This window comes from Streptomyces sp. NPDC059957 (assembly GCF_042730015.1).
In the GTDB taxonomy this organism is placed as follows: Bacteria; Actinomycetota; Actinomycetes; order Streptomycetales; family Streptomycetaceae; genus Streptomyces.
On the sequence record NZ_JBHWMB010000008.1, the window covers coordinates 1 to 19,676 of the forward strand.

Below are 19,676 nucleotides of genomic sequence, written 5' to 3' on the forward strand. Positions count from 1 at the left end.
TCGCGGCGCCTGGCACCGCGCCTCGCCGCGTTGTCGTCACTCGCCGACGCTCCGCGTCGACTCCCTCCTCCGCCTTGCGATCCACGGCACCAGACACCGCTCCCTGATCCGGCCTGATCGACAAGACACCCCCTAGCCCGGCAGCTCGCCGACCGCCACCTCGCGCGTCGGGTCCGCGGACCATTCCGACCAGCTGCCCGCGTACAGCGCGGCCGGGATGCCCGCCGCCGCCAGCGCCAGGACCTCGTGGGCTCCCGAGACGCCCGAGCCGCAGTAGACCCCGACCGGGGTGCTGGAGTCGGCGTGCACGCCCAGGCCCTCGAAGCGGGCCCGCAGGGTCTCGCGGTCCAGGAGCAGGCCGTCGGGTCCCGCGTTCTCCGTGGTCGGCGCCGACAGCGCGCCCGGGATGTGGCCCCCGACCGGGTCGATCGGTTCGACCTCGCCCCGGTACCGTTCGCCCGCCCGTGCGTCCAGCAGCACACCCGTCCGGGCCAGCGCCGCCGCCCCGTCCGCGTCCAGCAGTCCGATGGCACCCGGATTTGGCTTGAAATCACCCTCGCTCACGGGAGTGACCTCGGCCGACAGCGGACCGTCACCGGCCTTCCACGCGGCCAGCCCCCCGTCCAGGACCCGCACGCGCGGGTGACCCGTCCAGCGCAACAGCCACCACGCGCGCGCCGCCGCCCAGCCCTGACCGCCGTCGTACACGACCACCGGCACGTCCCCCGAGACCCCGGCACGCCGCATCACCGCCCCGAACTCCTCGGGATCCGGCAGCGGGTGCCGGCCGCCGGAGCCCGCCGGACCTGCCAGTTCCGCGTCGAGGTCGACGTAGGCCGCGTTCGGGAGGTGTCCGGCCTCGTACTCGGGCCTCAGGTTCGGGCCTCCGAGCTGCCAGCGGACGTCCAGGAGCACCGGCGGCAGCGGGCCGGCCAACTCCTCCTTCAGATCGGCGGCGGATACGAGCGGGGAGCGGGGCGGGTTCGCAGTCATGCGGGCCATTTTGCTCCCCGACACACACCCCGCGTAACAAGCCTGACATCGCCGGGCCGCACCGATCCGGACATCTCTCCCGGCTCCCGCGAAACCCGGCCGGTCGGGGCGCGCCGGGCCTCCCGGAGTGGAAGCATCAGCTCCGGGAAGGGTCACGAACGTGACGACGGAGGAGACGGCTGACATGACCGAGGCATCGGAAGCAACGCGGCGCACGCCCGGCACGCCGTGCTGGGCGAGCCTGATGGTGCACGGCCTCGGGACCACCGAGGATTTCTACGCCGACCTGTTCGGCTGGGAGTACGAGCCCGGCCCCGAGCAGCTCGGCCCGTACGTCCGGGCCCTGCTCGGCGGGCGGGAAGTGGCCGGCATCGGCGAGATGCCGCCGGACCGGCAGCTCCCGGTGGCCTGGACCACGTACCTGGCCACGGACGACGCCGACGCCACGGCCGAATCCATCCGCTCCTGCGGCGGCACGGTCGCGGTGGGCCCGCTCGATGCCGGGATCGCGGGACGGGTGGCGATCTGCTCGGACCCGCTGGGCGCGATCTTCGGGCTCTGGCAGGCCGCGTCCGACCTCGGCACCCGACTGGCCGGGGGGCCGGGCACCCCGGTGTGGCACGAGCTGGTCACCCAGGACACCTCGACGGTCGGGAAGTTCTACGAGCACGTCTTCGGCCACGAGGCCCGTGCGCACCCTGACGCCTGCGAGGACTTCGACTACCTCACCCTGTCCCTGCAGGGCCGGCCGGTGGCCGCCGTGCACGGGGTCGGCCGCTCCCTGCCCCACGACCGGGGGCCGCACTGGATGACGTACTTCGAGGTGGAGGACACCGACGCGGCCGCCGCCCGGGTCCTGCGGCTCGGCGGCCGGATCGTCCAGCAGCCGCGCGAGGGCCTGAGCGGCCGGCTGGCCGTGGTCACGGACCCGGAGGGCGCGGTGTTCACGCTCGTACGGGGCCGGGGCCAAGGCTGAGCGCTTGCGGCTACCGGAGCTGCCCGATGGAGGCCCGGGACGCCCCGGCCCTGACCATCAGGCCGCCGGCGAGGGCCGCCAGCAGCAGGGCGCCGAACCCGCACCACAGGAGCATGCCGTAGCCGTGCACCAGCATCCCGAAGTGCGTCTCCTGTGTCGCGGACCCGGTGGACAAGACCACGAGGACGGTGAGCAGCACGCCGCCGATCGCCTCGCCCAGCTGCTGGGCCGTGGCGATGGCGGCCGAGGCCGCCCCGGCGTGCCGGGGTGCCACGCCGGCGGTCACCGTGGCGAAGAGCGGCACGAGGGCCGTGCCGAGGCCGAGGCCGGTGAGGAGCATGCTGGGCAGGGACAGGCTCGTGGGCAGGTACCCGCCCTCGGCGGTGGCCAGGACGAGCACCCCGGCGGCCGCGAGCACCAGCCCCGCCGCGATCAGGACCTGGGGCGCGACGCGGTGCAGGACACGGGCGGAGACCTGGGTGGAGCCGATCACCGTCCCGACGAGCAGGGGCAGGAGGTATCTCAGGGACTCCCCCGCGTGGTAGCCGTAGATCTGCTGGAGGTAGAAGGCCAGCGAGCCGAACAGGGCCAGGGAGCCGACGCCCACCAGGAGCAGGGCGAGGAGGGCGCCGGCCCGGTTGCGGTCCTTGAAGACGTACGGGGCCAGGAGCGGGCCGGAGGTGCTGGTCTGGCGCCACAGGAAGCCCGCGAGCAGGCCGGCGCCGGCGGCGAGCAGGATCAGCGCCAGGACGTCGATCGTCCCGTCGGACTCGATCCGGGCGAGGCCGTAGGTGAAGGCGGCGAGCCCGCCGGAGCCGAGCAGCACGCCGGGCACGTCCGGGCGGGCGCCGGAGGCCGCGGGCTCGTCCCGCGGCAGGGTGAGCGTGGCCAGGAGCAGGAGCAGGGCGAGCGCCGCGGGGGCGTACAGGCACCAGCGCCAGTTCAGGCTTCCGAGGAGCGGTACGCCCACGAGCAGCGCGACCGCCGAACCGCCGCAGGTGAACGCGGCGTAGACCCCGAACGCCCGGCCCCGTTGCCGGGTGTCGGTGGAGCCGGTGGCGATCAGTGAGAGCCCGGCCGGTGTCAGCAGGGCGGCGGAGGCGCCCTGTAGGACGCGGGCCCAGAACAGCGTGCCGGAATCGCCGGCCGAGCCGCCGAGTGCGGAGGCCGCCGCGAACCCGAGCAGGCCGATGACCAGCGACCGTCGGCGCCCCAACAGGTCGGTGAGGTGCCCGCCGAGCAGCAACAGCGCGCCGAAGGCGACCACGTAGGCGGTGAACATCGGGCTCAGACCGGCGGATTCGACCCCGAGGTCCTCCTGGATCGACGGCATCGCGGTGATGAAGACCGTCGCGGCGAGCACCACCGTCAGCTGCGTCAGCGAGGCCACCAACAGGCCGCGCCGGCGCCCGGCGCGACGCGGGGCGCCCGCCGGGTCCTGGCCCGGGGCCGTGGAGGGGGTCTCGGGCCAGGCTCCCGGGGGCAGGACCGGGGGCGGGCCGAAGCCTCCGGCGGGCGTGGAGTCGGCCGGGGCCGTCGGGGCGTACGGGGGCGGCAGCGGGTGGGGCCGGGCGGCAGGGACCCGGGGGTCCGGACGCGCGGCCGGGGTTTCGTCGGGCCGCGTGGGGGCGTAGTCCAGCAGTTGGGCTGCGTGGCGCCCGAGTTGGGCCAGGACCGCGCCCGGTAGCCATTCCCCGGCCTGGTCGGCGGACGTGCGCTCGGCCACCTGCCCGGGGGTGGGCCGCTGGGCCGGGTCCTTGTGCAGGCACTCCCGTACGAGCTCGACGAGTCCCTCCGGCACGCCGGTCAGGTCCGCCTCCTCCTCGGCGACCCGGAACAGGTGGGCGTTCAGACCGGTGTCCGCGGCGCCGAAGAGGAGCCGTCCGGTGGCGGCGTAGACGAGGACGGCGCCGAGGCAGAAGACGTCGCTGGCGGGGGTCAGTTCGAGGCCGCGGACCTGCTCCGGCGACATGAACCCGGCCGAGCCGATCAGCATGCCGGTGTGGGTGAGCAGGCTGTCCCCGGCGAGGCTGTCCATCGCCCGGGCGATGCCGAAGTCGATGACGCGCGGGCCGTCGACGGTGACCAGGACGTTGGAGGGCTTGAGGTCGCGGTGGATCAGGCCCGCCTCGTGGACCGCCTGCAGGGCGAGGGCGAGCCGGTTGGCGAGGGTGTGCACGGAGTGCTCGGGCAGCGGCCCGAAGTCCTTGGCGACCACGGCGTGCAGGTCGGGCCCCGGGATGTACTGGGTCGCCACCCAGGGCACGGCGGCCTCGGGGTCGGCGTCGAGGACGGCCGCGGTCCAACTCCCGCCCACCCGCCGCGCGGCGGCCACCTCCCGGGCGAAGCGCCTGCGGAACTCGGGGTTCCCGGCGTACTCGGCCTGCACCACCTTCACGGCGACGGTGCGCCCGCCCTCGGAGCGGCCCAGGTAGACCAGGCCCATGCCGCCGGCACCCAGCCGGGCGATCAGACGGTACGGGCCGATACGGGTCGGGTCTTCGACGATGAGCTGATCCACGCGTTGAGGATAGTGCGGCTATCCAACATGCGGGGGCACATCGGCGGAATCAACGGAACTCGCGGACAGCGCGCCCGCGTCGGCCCTCGCCGACCGGCATCAGGGGGTGCTCCGCCGCCAGTCCTCGGCCCTGGGGCTGCGCTCTGCGTGCAGTCGCAGGACGTCGGCGTCGCTGCGGAAGCGGTGGGCCCACCGGCGGCCGCCTCCGCACACGGAGGCACGGCTGTCCGTGCCGGTGGAACGCGCGGGGACCGCCCGGGGCGCCGGGCGCGCCGCCGCGGGGGGTCAGTTGTGCGGGGCCGTTCCGCTGACCCGGTGGTCGGCGTGGCTGAGGGCTTCCAGGACGAGGCGGCGCAGGTGCCCGTCGCGCAGGCTGTAGTGGATGCGCCGGCCCTCGCGGCGGGTGTCGACGAGGCCCGCCAGCCGCAGTTTCGCCAGGTGCTGGCTCACCGCGGTCCTCGACGCGGCGCAGCGGTCGGCGAGCGAGCCGACGTCCGACTCCCCCTGGGCGAGCAGCCACAGGAGGTGCAGCCGGGTGCTGTCCGAGAGCATCGCGAAGACCTCGGTCGCCTCGGCGAGGCGCGCCCTGTCGGGATCCCGTAGGTGCGCATCAGGTGCAGGTGGCTGGGGTTCGCGAGCTGGCATACCCCACAGGGTAGGTCGCTCAGGGGAGACGCAGGGTGAGGGCGGGATCGCAATCCACCAGACATGTGCGCAGGTGCGCACGTGTGGATACATTGGAGGTCTCGTCCCACCGTCCAGCCCAGCCCAGCCCGGAGGGGAACCGCTATGCCGAGCGTGCTGCGCGACCGCACCTACCGCCACCTGTTCGGCGCCCAGGTCATCGCCCTGACCGGCACCGGCCTGGCCACCGTGGCCCTCGGCCTGCTCGCGTACGACCTCGCGGGCGCCGACGCGGGTTCGGTGCTCGGCACGGCGCTCGCGATCAAGATGGTGGCGTACGTCGCCATCGCCCCGGCGATCGCCGCGGTGGCCGACCGGCTGCCGCGCCGGGCCCTCCTGGTCGGATCCGACCTGATCCGGGCGGGGGTCGCGCTCTGCCTGCCGTTCGTGAGCCAGGTGTGGCAGGTCTACGTCCTGATCTTCCTGCTGCAGACCGCCTCGGCCGCCTTCACGCCGACCTTCCAGGCCCTGATCCCCGACGTCCTGCCGGAGGAGGGCGCCTACACGCGGGCCCTGTCCCTGTCCCGCCTCGCCTACGACCTGGAGAGCCTCGCCAGCCCCGCGCTCGCGGCCGCACTGCTGTCGGTGACCGGCTACGACCGGCTGTTCCTCGGTACGGCGGCCGGTTTCCTCGCCTCGTCCGCGCTCGTGGTGTCCGCCGTCCTGCCCCGGCGGGCGCGGGCCGTCGCCGCGTCCGGGCCCGGCGCGTACGCCAAGGCCACCGCGGGGACGCGCCTGTTCCTGCGCACCCCGCAGCTGCGGTCCCTGCTGGCGATGAACCTCGCCGTCGCGGCCGCCGGAGCCGTGGTCACGGTCAACTCCGTCGTGTACGTAAGGGACTTCCTGGGGCTGTCCGCCGAGTCGGTCGCCCTCGCGCTGGGGGCGTACGGAGCCGGGTCCATGGCCGTGGCCCTGGCACTGCCGCGGATCCTGGAGAACCGCCCGGACCGGCAGGTGATGCTGGCCGGCGCCCTGCTGCTCCCCGTGGCCTTCGGCGCCCTCGGCTTCATCACCTCGGCGCACGGCGGTGGTTGGCGCTGGCCCGCGCTGCTGGGCACGTGGGCGGGGTTCGGCGCGGCCTGCTCGATGGTGCTCACGCCCGCCGGCCGGGTGCTCCGGCGGGCCGCGCCGGAAGGGGACCGCACCGCGGTGTTCGCCGCCCAGTTCTCCCTGTCGCACGCCGCCTGGCTGCTGACCTACCCGCTCGCGGGCTGGGTCGGCGCGCGGGCCGGGCTCGGGTGGGCGACGGCGGCCCTGGGCGCGGTCGCGCTCGGCGCCGCGGCCCTCGCCGCCCGCCTGTGGCCGGCCGGGGCGGGTCAGCCCGGCGCCGCCGTGGCGGAGGCGGGCCGGGGCCACGTACACGAGCACGAGCACACCGGGCTGACCCCCGGACATCCGCACCTCCACGGGGCGCGGCGGGCCGGGGCGGGGTGGCGGCACAGCCACCACCACTTCACCGACGAACTGCACGCCGCCCACGGCTGAGCCGGCCCGAGGCGACCGAGCCGACGGCGTACGGCCGACGGACTGAATTCGATCACCCGTTAGTCATAAGCGATCACACCCGGCGCACCCCTTCTGCCCATTTGTGTGAATAGATCACCGCACTGGTCCTCCTTGGGGCGAGTCCTCTTCCCCGAAGGGCAGCCGATGCGACGTGTCGTGAGAAGCCGCGCCGGTGTCCCGTACCGGCGCGGGCGCACGGTGGCCGCGCTCTCCGCGGTGGCGGCGTGCGGCTTCCTCTCCACCGCGCCTTCCGTGGCATCGGCCCCGGCGGATCCCGGCACCACCGCCACGTCCGAGTCCCCCGCGCCCTCCGCGTCCGCCCTACCGGCAGCGCCTGCTGCCGGTACGGGGCAGCCGTCCTCGGAAGCGGGACACGGCGACGACACGGGACGCCTGGAGGAGCCCGAGGCGGGCAGCGGAGCCGCCGCCTCGCAGCTCCGGGAGAGCGCGGACCTTTCGGTGTCGGGCACCCTGCGGCCGACGGAGACCGCCGACCGGGAGAGCGCCGCTTCGGCGGCGCGGGAAACCTTCGACTACGTCGTGACGGTGACCAACCGGGGGCCGTCCACCGCCCGGCAGGTGCGCGTCACCGACCGCTTGCCGCTCGCCCTGGAATTCGTCTCGTCCCGCGACGGCTGCACCGCGAACGGCCGGACGGCGGTGTGCGGACCGTTGGCCACGCTTGCGGTGGGCGCCTCGCACGCGTGGGTGATCACCGTCCGGCTCGCGGCCGGCTACCGCGGAGACGGTACGGACATCGTCAACGAAGCGATCGTCGACTCGGCCACGTCGGACCCGGACTCCCGGAACAACACGAGCTCCCTGACCGGCCTGGAGATCCCGCCCAGTGCGCGGACGGCGGACCTGTCGCTCCGCAAGACGGCGGTGCTCGCGAGGGGACGGGAGCACGTCGGGCCCGGCGAGAAGTTCACGTACCTGATCACGGTGCTCAACGCGGGCCCGGCGACGGCGCGGCAGCTCCAGGTCACCGACCTGCTGCCGTCCTCGCTCGCCCTGCTCTCCTCACCCGATGACTGCGCGGTCGCGAAGGACGGGGAGCGGCTGGTGGTCTGTCCGCCGCTGGACCGGCTGGCGGCCGGCGAGAAGGCGGAGTACCGGATCACGGTCCGTGCCGTCCCCCGGGACCGGGCGGCCCAGCCGCCGCGCGAGAAGTGCACGCCCATCGAGAACGTCGCCCGCGTCACCTCGGCGAGCTTCGACCCCGACCTCTCGGACAACGCCAACCGACCGGGAACCACCGGTCCGGGCGGCGGCCGGCTGTGCCTGGTGTCCGAAGGGCGCGGGGACCAGCACGACGGGCACGACGGGCACGACCAGCACGGCGACCACAACGGCCACCACGGCCGTGGGGACGGCCACCAAGGCCGCGACGACCACCACGACGGCCGGGAGCAGCAGGGCGGCCGCGGCGACCTGGCCGACTCCGGGGCCACGGTCCCGCCCTGGCTGCTGTGGACCTCCACCGCGCTCGTGGCCGCGGGAGCGGCGCTGCGCACGGCGTTCCGGGTGCGGCGCCCATGACCGGCGGATCTCCGCGGCCCCTGCGGCGGACGGCCTGCGCAAACCCCACCGGAGCGCGAGCAGACGAGGAACGTTCGGTATGACGATGCCCCGGGGTGCCTGGTGGCGCAGGGCCGCCGCGTCCCTGCTGTGCACGACGGCGCTGGTCCTGCCGGCCGTCCTCGCCCCGCCTTCGACGGCGGCCTCGGTCGCTCGGACCGGGGCCGACGGCCCCCGGCCGCGCGCGCTCGCCTTCCCCGTCAACGAGAACTTCGACAGCTCCACGAACCTGGGCGGCACGAGCGGCAACGCGAGCTATCCGGACGGCGGAGGCTGGCTGCGGCTGACGTCCGCGAGCGCCGCCCAGGCCGGCACCTGGAAGCTGAAGGACTCCTTCCCCTCCAGCCTCGGCATCCTCGCCGAGTTCAGCTACGCCGGCTACGGGGGAACGGCCTTCGAGGGCAAGCGCGGTGACGGGCTGTCGTTCTACCTCGCCGACGGCGCGGCGGCCGACGGGGTCGGCCCTTCGGGCGGATCCCTCGGCTACGCCTGCACGGGTGCCGCGGACTCCTGCGCCGCCTCGGGCGTACCGGGCGCGTACCTCGGCATCGGGCTCGACGAGTTCGGCAATTTCTCGTCCAACGTGGTCGGCAACGGCGGCCCGGGCAACCAGCCCAACAAGATCGTGGTGCGCGGCGGCGGCAACGGCAGGACCGGGTACCGCTTCGCCACGTCGGCCGACGGTCCGGGCAAGACCGTGGAGACCGGCAGCCGGGCCAAGGAGCGCACGGTGCGCGTCTCCCTCCTGCCCAGTGGTACGAAGATGCTGCTGTCGGTGTCCTCCGACAGCGGCCCCGGCACCGCCATGACCCAGCTGATCACCGACTTCGACGTCACGGGCATCACCGGCCAGCCGAAGCTTCCGGCCACCTTCAAAGTGGGGTTCTCCGGAAGCACCGGTGGCGCGACGAACGTGCACGAGATCGACAGCCTCAAGATCAACGTGCCGGCCGACCTGACCATCGCGAAGACGGGCTCCCCCGCGAGCGTGCCCGCGGGCGGCGGACCCGTGACCTACACCCTGACCGTCTCCAACAGCCAGGCCAACGAGGTGACCGGCGCCGCCGTGCGCGACACCGTTCCCGGGCTGACCGACGTGACCTGGGCCTGCCGCGCCAACACCGGCGGGACCTGCGGGCGGGCCTCCGGCAGCGGGAACGTCCTGGACACCACGGCCGACTTCCAGCGGGGCGGCTCCGTCACCTACACCCTCACCGGTACCGCCCCGGCCCAGCCCGTCACCCTGTCCAACACGGCCACCGTGACCGCCCCGGCGGACCGTACGGACACCAATCCGGCGGACAACACCTCCACCGCGGCCGCCACGGTGGTGACGGCGCGCGCCGACGTGGCCGCGGAGAAGGAGGGGGTCGGCCCCGGTCCGGTGGTTCCGGGGCAGGAGTTCGCGTACCGGATCACCGCACGGAACCTGGGGCCCTCCCACACGACCGCGGTCCAGATCTCGGACACCCTTCCCGGGCCGCTGCGGTTCGTCTCCTCCGCCGACGGGTGCACGGCCTCGGGACAGCAGCTGTCCTGCCCGGTCCGCGATCAGCTGAACGCCGGGACGAGCACCTCGTGGAGCTTGCGCGTACGGCTGGACCCGGCCTACCAGGGCGACGGATCGGATCTCGGCAACGTCGCCTCCGTCCGGCACGCCCTCCCCGATCCGCAGCCCGCGAACGACACCGGCGCGGCCGCCGCCCCGCCGGGCGGAGTGGCGGCCGCGCGGGCCGACCTCTCGCTGGTGAAGGCCGTCGAGACCCGCTCCCCCGTGGCGCCCGGGGAGACCTTCACCTACACGGTGACCGTGCGCAACGGCGGCCCGTCCGTGGCCCGGAAGGTCACGGCCGCCGACCCGCTGCCCGCGGCGCTCGCGTTCGTCGCGTCGGCCGGGGGCTGCACCGCCGTTGGCCGGGACGTCACCTGCGGTACGGCGGCGACGCTGGACCCGGGCGGGGTCCGGTCGTGGACCTTCACCGTGCGCCTCGACCCGGCGTACACCGGTGACGGGACGGGCCTGCTGAACACCGCGACCGCCCGTGCGGACACGGCCGATCCGAACCCGCTCGACAACGGCGGCTCCGCCGGTGTGCCCGGCGGGCGCGTCCGCCCGCCGAGCGCCGACATCGAGCTCGCCAAGCGCGCGACGGCGGGCTGAGGGGGGCGTCCGCCCGCTGCCCGCCCTCCCCCGAACTCCCGTACGGCTCCCCCTGTACGGTCCTCTCCCGCACGAAACGGAAACGATGCGCGATGACGACGACACCAGGTCGGCGGCCTGCGGTCTGGGCCCTGGCTCCGCTGCTCTGCGCCGCGGCCCTGTGGGCCGGACCGGTCCCCGGGGCCGCCGCCCTGCCCGGCGGAGGGCCTACGGTCGAGGTGACGACGCTGCGGGCCAAAGCCCCCGGTGACCTGATCACCTACACGCTGACCGCGAGGAACAAGGGCCCGTCGGTGGCCCGGAAGGTCACCGCGACGGACAAGCTCCCGAACGGGATCTCCTTCGTGGGCTCCTCCGACGGCTGCACCGCCGTCGCGCAGACCGTCACGTGCGGGCCCGAACCGCAGCTCGCCGCCGGGGAGACCAAGAGCTGGAGCTTCCAGGCCCGGCTGAGCCCCTCGTACCAGGGCGACGGTTCCGACCTCGGAAACAGCGCCACGGGCAGCTCCGAGGCCACCGATCCCGACCCCGCCAACAACAAGCCGGATCCGGTGCTGCCTCCGGGGCCTTTCGACCCCGTGTCGGACCTGGCCACCGTCAAGACCCCGCTGGGCGCGGGTCCGACAGTGCCGGGCCAGGAGTACGAGTACGAGGTCCGTACGACCAACAAGGGCCCCTCGGACGCGCGCAACGTCGTGGTGACCGACGCCCTGCCCGTCGGTCTGGCCTTCGTCTCCTCCGCCGACCCGTGCACGGTGTCCGGACGGACCGTCACCTGCGGTCCGCTGGCTCGGCTCGTCCCCGGCGGCGAGGTGGTGTGGACCTTCAAGGTGAAGCTGGACGCCGCCTACGCCGGTGACGGCGGGGACCTGCGCAACACGGCGACCTCGGTCTCCGCGTCCAAGGATCCGGAACCCGCCGACAACACCTCGCAGGCCGTGCTGCCGCCGGGCGGGGTCACCGTCCCGCAGGCCGACGTGTGGACGACCAAGCGGACGGCCGACAGCACTCCCGTCGCCCCCGGTCAGACCTTCGACTACGTGGTGAGCGCGACCAACGACGGCCCGTCGCGGGCCCTGGGCACCTCCGTCACCGACAAGCTGCCCGCGCAGCTCGCCTTCGTCGCCTCCCCCGACGGCTGCTCGGTCACCGACGGTACGGTCACCTGCGGCCCGGTGGCCGTACTGGAGCCCTCGGCGTCCCGGACCTGGCGGTTCACCGTCCGCCTCGACAGCAACTACACCGGCAACGGCTCCGACATCCGCAACACCGCGACCGCCGGCTCGCGGACCAAGGATCCCAAGCCTGAGAACAACACGAGCAGCCCGGCCGGCCTGCCCGGCAGCACCGTCAACAAGCCGACCGCCGACCTCGAAGTGGTCAAGGAAGCCGTCGGTACCAAGCCGCCGGTGCCGGGCGAGAGCTTCGACTACCGGATCCGGATCACCAACAACGGCCCGTCGGCCGACGCCTTCAACGTCAAGCTCACCGACGCGCTCCCCGAGGGCCTCTCCTACGTGGCGTCCTCCCCGGCCGGCTGCACCGTCGCCGGACGTCTGGTGTCGTGCAAGCGCACCAGCCCGCTCAGGGTCGGTGAAACGATCGAGTACCTGCTCACCGTCAAGGTGGATCCCGCCTACGCCGGAGACGGCAGCGACCTGAAGAACACCGCCCAGGTGACGGCCGACAACATCGACCCGGCGAGCGGGAACGACAAGAGCACCGCGACCGTGCCCGGCGGGCACGTCACCGCACCCGCCGCGGACCTCGCCATCACCAAGAAGCCCGTCCAGACCAGCCCCGTGGCCCCGGGCGAGACCTTCGACTACGCCCTGACCGTCACCAACAACGGCCCCTCCCAGGCCGAACAGATCACGGTCTCCGACACGCTGCCGACCGCGCTGAGCTTCGTGTCCGGTGACGCCGGCTGCACCTCGGGACGGACCGTCACCTGCGGCCCGCTGCCGCGGCTGGCTCCCGGAGCATCGATGACCTGGGTGATCAAGGTGAAGCTGGATCCGGAGTACACGGGCAACGGCTCCGACATCCGCAACACCGCCACCGTCGACTCCCTGACGGGCGACCCCAGGCCCGCGAACAACACGAGCGCGGCCGCGGGCCCGCCCGGCGGCACGGTCAAGGACCCGACGGCCGATCTGGAGGTCGGCAAGACGACCCCCTGACCCCGCACACCCCCTACGGAAGGCCGGCCGGGCACCCCGCCCCGCCGGCCTTCCGGCGTACGCCCTCCGCGGGGTCCCTGCAAGACCGGGCCGGCCACCCGAATTCACCCGAACGGCGGCGCTTGGATGTCCCCGTACGCCCCTGGCGCGGACGCTGGGCGCAACGCAGGACCCTCGGCGTCCCGCCCGACGAAGGAGCCTCTCGTGGCACAGGCAACGCCCCCCAGCAGGGCCCCCAACAGCAGGTACACCGTCGACGAGAACCCGTGGGCGGCGAGCGGAATCGTGTTCGCCGGTGTGCTGATGCTCGTGGAAGGCGTACTCGGCATCCTGAAGGGCATCGTCGGCATCGCGAACGACGACGTCTACGCGAGGGTGGGCGACTACACCTTCAAGTTCGACACCACGGCGTGGGGCTGGATCCACCTCGTCCTGGGCATCGTGCTCGTGGTCGTGGGTGCCGGCATCCTCAAGGGCGCGGACTGGGCCAGGATCACGGGCGTGGTGATCGTCGCGCTGGACATCATCCTCAACTTCCTGTGGCTGCCCTACACGCCGCTCTGGGCCCTGATCTCGATCGCCATCGGCGTCTTCATCATCTGGGCGCTGTGCACGGGCACGGCCCGGAAGCACTCCGCCGCCGTCTGAACGACGCACGGGCACCGGGCCCGGGGACGGGCCCGGTGCCCCTGAGCCGGCGCGGACCGGGCTACTCCTCGCGGGCCCCGCTCCGCAGGTATCCGGTCAGCCCCTGGACGACGGCCCGCCGGGCGTGCACCCTGGCGCGGATCGACTTCGCGTCCAGCCTGACGTGGAGGGCTGCCGCTTCGTCACCCTCGCCCACGGTGATGCTGCCGTCGGACGTGCTGCCCCGGCCTGCATCGAGCGCGACGGCCGCGTCCAGGAGGCGGAGTTCCACCTGGGCCGTGTCGAAGCGGCCCTCGCGCCATTCCCGGGGCGGGGCGTCCGGGTACGCCGGCAGGTCGAACCGGATGAGGACCGACGGCCCCTCTTCCTGCCAGCGGATCTCGCGCACCGTGACGCCGTCGAGTCCGGGCACCGCCTGCTCCCCGTAGACCGCCCGGACGATCTCGGGGTTGTCCACGAACTCGAGCCAGCCCGGTTCCGGCACGGGACCCGCCGCCACCTCAGGAGCGACCTCCTCGGGCAGGGGCGGCCGTACGCGGTCGATGCGCCGGCGCTCGCTCGCACCGAACTCCTCGTAGTTCTGCCGGGCCTCCCGGAGCGTGACGTGATTGGGACCACCCACGTACTCGTCGGGATCCCGGTAGTCCCCGCCGTCGTCCTGCCAGCCGCAGACGGGGCAGATCTCGTGGTTGCCCTTCACGTGCACCGTCAGGCTCCCGCAGACGATGCAGGGTGATGCTCCTGTCGTCACTGTCACTGCTCCAGTCCTGGTCGATCGTCCCAATAGCGCCTGGCATTGGCGTCCGTCGCCGTACCGTCTCGTTTGATGGAACTGTCGAAATAGGTAATGATCTTACCGGTATTCAGATCCTTGACTCCGAATTCGTTGGTCGTCGGATCCCACCGGTAGACCTTGCCCTCCATCAGGGATTCCTTCTCCCTGACACCGGGCGGCTTGGAACCGGACATCAGGTCGTCCGCCGCCATCGCGTAGTCGCCCTCGTCGTAGATGTTCAGGTCCCGGCCGTGGTCACCGTAGTGCCGGCTCAGGCTCGCGGGGCTCGTCCAGCTCTCCCGCGCCTTCTTGATCTGCGCGTCGATCTCCTCGCAGTCCGGATCCGGCGCGAGGCCCAGCAGGTCGAAGCGGGTGAACGGATTGCCGACATAGGCGACCGGATTCGGCGCGGGGCGCAGGCCCAGCGGGTCGGGGGAGAAATAGCGGGCCGTTTCCGGGTCGTACGTGCGGAAGTAGTTGTGGTGCAGGCCTGATTCCGCGTCGAAGTACTGGCCCGGGAAACGCAGCGGCGTGTACGCCGTCGCGTCGCGGTTCCACGTGGTGGCGCCCCACACCGTCGAGCGGCTGCGCCAGGCGATCTTCCCGTCCTCCCCGACCAGCTCCTTCGGGGTGCCGATCAGATCGGTGACGATCGCGAAGAACCGTTCGTCCACCACCTCCTGCGAGGCGTCCGCGAGGCGCTCCGTCTGGGTGAGCGGGTAGTGGCCGTCGTGGTTCCAGGTGAGGATCACCGCCGGGGCTGCGGAGCCGCCGCCGCTCGCGGTCTGTTCGCACAGCGTCGTCCCGTCCCAGGTGAAGAGGGTTTCCTCCACGACCTCGGGGACGCCCTCGGGGACGGCACCGGGCATGGCACCGGTCGGCGCGAGGCGCTGTTTGGCCGTGCGGCGGCCCAGTGCGTCGTACCGGTAGCGCCAGTGGGAGCCGTCCGGGGTCACGACGGCCGCGAGGCGGTCCTCGGCGTCCCACTCGTAGCGCCAGGTGTCCGGCTTGCGGGACAGCCTGGTCCGCTGCTGGAGGACCACCCGGCCCCGCTCGTCGTGCTCGTAGCGCACCCGCCCCGCCCGGGTGATCCTGGTTCCCGCGTACGCGCGTGCGCCGCGCGCCTCTTCCCCCGGATGTCCGTCCGGCCAGGAGGCGGCGGACTGGTTGCCCGTCCTGTCGTAGCCGTAGCGCTCCGACCAGCCGTCCGCGTCCACCCCCGTGACCCGGCCGAGCGCGTCGAGCGTGAAGGACCGGTCGCCGTTCAGGGCGTCCTCGATGCCCGTCAGGAAGCCGTCGTCCCGGTAGCCGTACTCGCGGCGCTGCAGGACGGCTCCGTCCGCGCCGGCCACGTGCTGCCCGGTCACCCGCCCCCGGACGTCGAACCGCTGGGCCACGGTGAGGGCCGAGCCGACGGTACGGCTCACCTCGCGGCCCGCCGCGTCGCGCGCGAAGGCGACGGTCCGTCCGGACGTGGTCAGTTCGCCGCGCCGTCCGTCGGCGGTGAACGTCCAGAGGCTCCGCGCCCCGGTGGGGGTCGTGCGTCCCACGCGCCTGCCGAGCTCGTCGTAGGCGTACGAGAGCGTCCGGCCGTCGACCGTCTCCGAGAGCAGCCGCCCGTGCCGGTCCCTCAGCCTGGCCAGCGTGGAACCGTCGGGAGTGGTGGCCGCGGCCAGCTCGTCGAAGGCGTCGTATTCGTACGTCGTGACGCCGTCCGGGGTCTCCTTGCGGATCACCTGCCCCAGCGCGTTGCGCGCGAAGGCCACCACCTGGCCGGGGCCGTGCGTCCGGGACGCGAGCTGCCCGGAAGCGTCGTAGGCGCAGTCGACGGTCCGGCCGTCGAAGTCCGTCTCCGACACCAGCCGGCCCGCGGCGTCGTACGCGTACGTCCACGCGGCACCGTCCGGGCCCGTCACCCGGACCGGGCGCAGTTCGGCGTCGTAGCCGAACTCGTACCGCAGCCCGTCCGGGGTGGTCCGCGCCGACATCAGGTCGAAGTCGGTGTACTCGTACACCGTCGTTCCACCCGAGGCGTCCGTGTGGGTGAGGCAGTTGCCCTCGCCGTCGTAGGTCCAGGACTCCTCGGTCCCGTCCGGGGCGATCCGGCGGGCAGGCTTGCCTTCCACCGTCCACTCCATGCGGGTGACCGCGCCCAGCGGATCGGTGAAGCGCACGACCCGGCCGAAGGCGTCCCGTTCGAAGAGGGTGACCGCGCCCAGCGGGTCCGTCACCCGGTACGGCAGGCCCGCGGCATCGGCGTCGATGCGGACGACGGCCCCCAGCGGGTTCGTCTGCGCCACCAGGGAGCCCCGCTCGTCGTGCTCCAGCACGGTCGTCGAGCCGGTCGGCGAGGTCATCGACGTACGGTTGCCCCGCTCGTCGTAGGTCTGGCGGAAGACCCGGCCGTCGGGGTTCACCACCCGCGTCGGAAGGCCGAGGCCGTCGTACTCCATCCTGCCCACGCGCCCGTCCGGACGCTCCAGGGCCGTGAGCAGACCGCGCTCGTCGTAGGAGCGCCGGGTGACGCGGCCCAGCGCGTCGGTCTCCATGACCGGCAGGCCCCGCTCATCGAAGGCGTGGCGGGTGACGGCGCCGAGCGCGTCGATCGACGCGACGACACGGTGGGCTTCGTCGATCAGGTAGCGGCGGACGTGCCCCTCACCCGTGGTGGTCGTGGTGACGCGCAGACCCGTCTCCGGGTCGACCGCGTCGTAGGCGAGGGTGAGAGCCAGCTGCCCGTCGGTGCCTCCTTCGGCGACGCACCGGTCCTGGTCGTCGTACGCGTAGGTGAAGCGGCGGTCGTTGGTGTCGGTCCAGGAGCTGATGCGGCCGCGCTCGTCGTAGGCGAGGCGCAGCGGCAGGCCCGAGGAGTTGGTGACCTCGGTGAGGTTGCCGTCGGTGTAGCCGTACGCGAGGACGCGCGGGCCGCCGGTGAGGTGGAGGCCGGTGACGCGGCCGTCCGTGGTGTCGAGGCGCAGGTGGTAGCCGCCGCTGTGGGCGATGCCCAGAGGGGTGCCCTCGGCGTCGTACTCGAAGGTGATCGTGTTGCCGTTGCGGTCCTCGACGCGGTCGATGACCGCGCGCCCGTACCCATCGCTGTCACCGTCCTCCTCGGTACCGGTGAGGGTGGTGAAGAGCCGGGTACGGCCGAGGGCCGGGTCGGTGACGGTGTAATCGCCCTCCGGCGTGCGGTCCAGCGGCCATCGGGGGCCGCTGGTCGCGAACACCGGTACCCCTGGGGCGGGGTGCGGGTACGCGACGACCAGGCCGTCCGCGGTGACCAGGACGACGCCCTCGGGGTCGATCTCCAGGTGCTCGTCGATGGTGGAGGACCAGGACGGTCCGAACCAACGTCCCGCCGTGTAACCGGACTCCGCGCGACGGGTGAAGATCAGCGGCAGCGTACCCGGCAGCACGATGTCCGTCTGCGGCAGGAACATCCGGCCGGTCGCGAGGTCGACCGGGTCCGTTCCGTCGCACCGCTTGTCGCAGTCCGGCTTGTCCCGCTGGTCGGGTCCGTCCTTGTCCAGGCCGGTGCGGCCGGGCCCCTTGAGGTCGTCGGCGTGTTTGGCGGCGGAGCCGACCTTCTTCAGGCCGCCCAGGCCCTTGGAGCCGACGAGTTCCGGGATCAGCTTGCCGATGCCCTCGGAGGGGTCCTTCATGAACTCGTCGAGCATCTTCTTGCCCGCACCGAGCGGGTCGTTGGCCATCGTGACCAGACCCGCCGCCGTCAAGTTCAGGTTCGTGACGTACTCGGCCGGGTGCGTCAGGTTGTACGGATCCATCGGGTTCAGCGCCCGTGCGAAGTTCACGATCCCGGCCGTGCCCTTGATGACACCGCCCGTCAGGTGCGTCTTGGCGAGGTCCAGGTAGTCCATTCCGTCGCCGAGCTGCTTGGCGTACGAGGGCTTCGGCGGAGCCGCGTCCCGCGCCGCCCGCACCGCCGTACGAACCGTCTCCGCGACGTCGTTGCGCTGTTTGCGGGCCGTGTCCAGCTTGTCCTGAGCGGCCGTCGCGATCGCGGTCCCCGGATCGGTGAAGTTCTCCGAAGGCCGGGGCGGCAGCGGGTCCTGCTTCGCCTTCAGCGCGTTGTTGTAGGTGTCGACCAGCTTGTTGTGCGCGCCGCGGGCCTCGGTGGAAACCTTCTTCGCCCGGTTGTACTCCTCCAGCGCCTCCTTGGCCTGCCCCTGCGCCCACTCCACGGTCTCCGCGAACCGGCCCATCGCGTCGGCGGCCTTCCCGAACGCCTCCGCCGCCTTGAACCAGCGCGGCGGCTCCTTCGCCACCGACTCCCTGAACGAATCCGCGGCCTTGCCCTTCAGGCCGTCCGGCTCCCCCATCCCCTTCAGCCCGTTGCCGACCTTGTCGAACGACGCCTTGAAATCGTTCAGGTGGGAGACCTGCGCGCGTATCTTCGACACGCTGCCGTAGACCAGCTTGTTCGGGTCCTCGGTCTGGCCGAGCTCCAGCTCCGCCACATCCGCACCGAGTTGGTTGGCGGCGGAGCGGCTCTTGTCGCGGATCCAGTCCCCCGCGCCGTCCAGCCCGACGTCCTCGGCGAAGTCGGCCGTCTTGTCGCCGGCCCACTCGACCGCGTCACCGACCTTCTCCGCACCCTTCTCGACACCGTCCTCGATGACGTCCGGTACGAAATCCCGCCAGCCCATCAGCGACCGCCCCCGTCACGCTTGGCCTGTTCCAGCAGGTCCTTCAGCGAACCGATCTTCCCGCTGGATGTCAGCGTGTCCCCCGTGTCCGACCAGGTCTGCTTCATTTCCTCGGCACTCTTCTGGAAGGACTCCGGACTGTAATCGGGCTTGTAGACGTCCGCGGAGAAGATCTCCCCCCACGGCTTCTTCTCGATCTCGTCCTCGTCGGCGTGCGGATTGCCGTACGCGGCGTTGGCGACGACCCGGAACGTGCCGTGGAGGTACTGCTCCTCCTCCCACACCGTGCCCGCCGCGATCCCCAACGACTGCGCGAGGGTGCTCGCGTTCTGCACCAGGCTCCGCACACCCCACTCCCAGCGCTCGCAGAAATCCTCGAAATCGGTGGCCACACCCGCGTGCCCGGTTTCCATCCCCGTCATCGCCAGATTCTCGAAACCCGCACCCATCGAGGCACCGGCCGCGTCCCCGGACTCCCGCAGCTCCCCGATCGCCGCCCGCAGACCGTCCTGAATGTTCTTGACCGCTGCCGGCGAGACCTCCAGGTCCCCGTTCCCCGCCATCAGGCCACCTCCCCGACCACCAGGTCCACGGCATTCGCATCCGGGACGATCCCCGCCACCGGCGGGAAGAACATCGACCCGTCCGCATCCGCCGCGTTCACGACGACACCCGCGGGGCCGTCCGCCAACGGAACCACCGCATCCACCAGCCGCGCACCCAGCACCGAGAGGAACTCCCACTCCCGGCCGGCCTCCGCCTCACCCCGCGCCTGCGCGAACCGGGCCAAGGCCTCCTCGTCGGTGAACGCGTAGATCCAGCGAATACCGCCCGACATCGCCGACATCAGACCGCCGTCAGGGCCATCTGCCAACGGAACCAGCAGGGCAGTACGCCGGAATTCGCCCACCAGGCGGCCTGGATCACCCAGCCCGTCCCGCATAGCGGCGATCTCTACGGTCAGTTCCATGGGCTGCATCC

At 72.7% G+C, this 19,676-nt stretch carries 13 protein-coding genes; 6 read left to right on the plus strand and 7 right to left on the minus strand.

All coding sequences use genetic code 11. The features are described 5' to 3' along the window. Positions 1–132: 132 nt before the first annotated feature. The gene (locus tag ACFWBW_RS07660) at positions 133–993 is read right to left on the minus strand and encodes a sulfurtransferase (RefSeq protein WP_385369368.1); all 861 of its coding nucleotides are present in this window, start codon (positions 991–993) and stop codon (positions 133–135) included. A 184-nt stretch (positions 994–1,177) separates the two neighbouring features. Between ACFWBW_RS07660 and ACFWBW_RS07665 the strand changes: the two genes are divergently transcribed. After that, positions 1,178–1,969, plus strand: a complete 792-nt coding sequence (locus ACFWBW_RS07665; RefSeq protein ID WP_385369370.1) for a VOC family protein — start codon at positions 1,178–1,180, stop codon at positions 1,967–1,969. A gap of 10 nt (positions 1,970–1,979) precedes the next feature. On the opposite strand, the gene ACFWBW_RS07670 is transcribed toward ACFWBW_RS07665, so the two are convergent. Next, entirely contained in the window at positions 1,980–4,490 is a 2,511-nt protein-coding gene (locus tag ACFWBW_RS07670) for a bifunctional serine/threonine protein kinase/MFS transporter (RefSeq protein WP_385369372.1), read from the minus strand. Between the two features lie 285 nt (positions 4,491–4,775). Continuing rightward, a complete protein-coding gene (locus ACFWBW_RS07675) occupies positions 4,776–5,135 on the minus strand; it encodes an ArsR/SmtB family transcription factor (RefSeq protein ID WP_385369374.1) in 360 nt (119 codons plus the stop codon). Positions 5,136–5,279: 144 nt separating this feature from the next. Here ACFWBW_RS07675 and ACFWBW_RS07680 point away from each other — a divergent pair, with 144 nt between their 5' ends. The 5 genes from ACFWBW_RS07680 to ACFWBW_RS07700 all read left to right on the plus strand — a co-directional run bounded on the left by ACFWBW_RS07680 (position 5,280) and on the right by ACFWBW_RS07700 (position 13,253). Then, on the plus strand, positions 5,280–6,659 hold the full coding sequence (locus ACFWBW_RS07680; protein ID WP_385369376.1) for an MFS transporter: 1,380 nt from the start codon (positions 5,280–5,282) through the stop codon (positions 6,657–6,659). Positions 6,660–6,824: 165 nt separating this feature from the next. Next, on the plus strand, positions 6,825–8,222 hold the full coding sequence (locus ACFWBW_RS07685) for a hypothetical protein (RefSeq protein WP_385369378.1): 1,398 nt from the start codon (positions 6,825–6,827) through the stop codon (positions 8,220–8,222). 79 nt (positions 8,223–8,301) lie between these two features. Further along, positions 8,302–10,422 carry a hypothetical protein gene (locus tag ACFWBW_RS07690; RefSeq protein ID WP_385369380.1) on the plus strand — a complete coding sequence of 707 codons (2,121 nt, stop codon included), beginning with the start codon at positions 8,302–8,304 and terminating at the stop codon, positions 10,420–10,422. Positions 10,423–10,514: 92 nt separating this feature from the next. Next, a complete protein-coding gene (locus ACFWBW_RS07695; RefSeq protein WP_385369382.1) occupies positions 10,515–12,605 on the plus strand; it encodes a DUF11 domain-containing protein in 2,091 nt (696 codons plus the stop codon). A 204-nt stretch (positions 12,606–12,809) separates the two neighbouring features. Next, a complete protein-coding gene (locus ACFWBW_RS07700) occupies positions 12,810–13,253 on the plus strand; it encodes a hypothetical protein (RefSeq protein ID WP_385369384.1) in 444 nt (147 codons plus the stop codon). Positions 13,254–13,314: 61 nt separating this feature from the next. Here ACFWBW_RS07700 and ACFWBW_RS07705 read toward each other — a convergent pair whose 3' ends face one another. The 4 genes from ACFWBW_RS07705 to ACFWBW_RS07720 are packed head-to-tail and all read right to left on the minus strand — an operon-like array spanning position 13,315 to position 19,665. After that, the gene (locus tag ACFWBW_RS07705) at positions 13,315–14,004 is read right to left on the minus strand and encodes a CPCC family cysteine-rich protein (RefSeq protein ID WP_385369386.1); all 690 of its coding nucleotides are present in this window, start codon (positions 14,002–14,004) and stop codon (positions 13,315–13,317) included. A 2-nt stretch (positions 14,005–14,006) separates the two neighbouring features. Further along, positions 14,007–18,695, minus strand: coding sequence for a putative T7SS-secreted protein (locus tag ACFWBW_RS07710; protein WP_385369387.1), 4,689 nt, complete (start codon positions 18,693–18,695; stop codon positions 14,007–14,009). Continuing rightward, complete coding sequence (locus ACFWBW_RS07715) at positions 18,695–19,258, minus strand: hypothetical protein (protein WP_385369389.1); 564 nt, start codon at positions 19,256–19,258, stop codon at positions 18,695–18,697. Before ACFWBW_RS07715 ends, ACFWBW_RS07710 begins: the two co-directional genes overlap by 1 nt. After that, positions 19,258–19,665, minus strand: coding sequence for a hypothetical protein (locus tag ACFWBW_RS07720; RefSeq protein WP_385369391.1), 408 nt, complete (start codon positions 19,663–19,665; stop codon positions 19,258–19,260). The genes ACFWBW_RS07715 and ACFWBW_RS07720 overlap by 1 nt, the downstream gene beginning before the upstream one ends. Positions 19,666–19,676 lie beyond the last annotated feature (11 nt).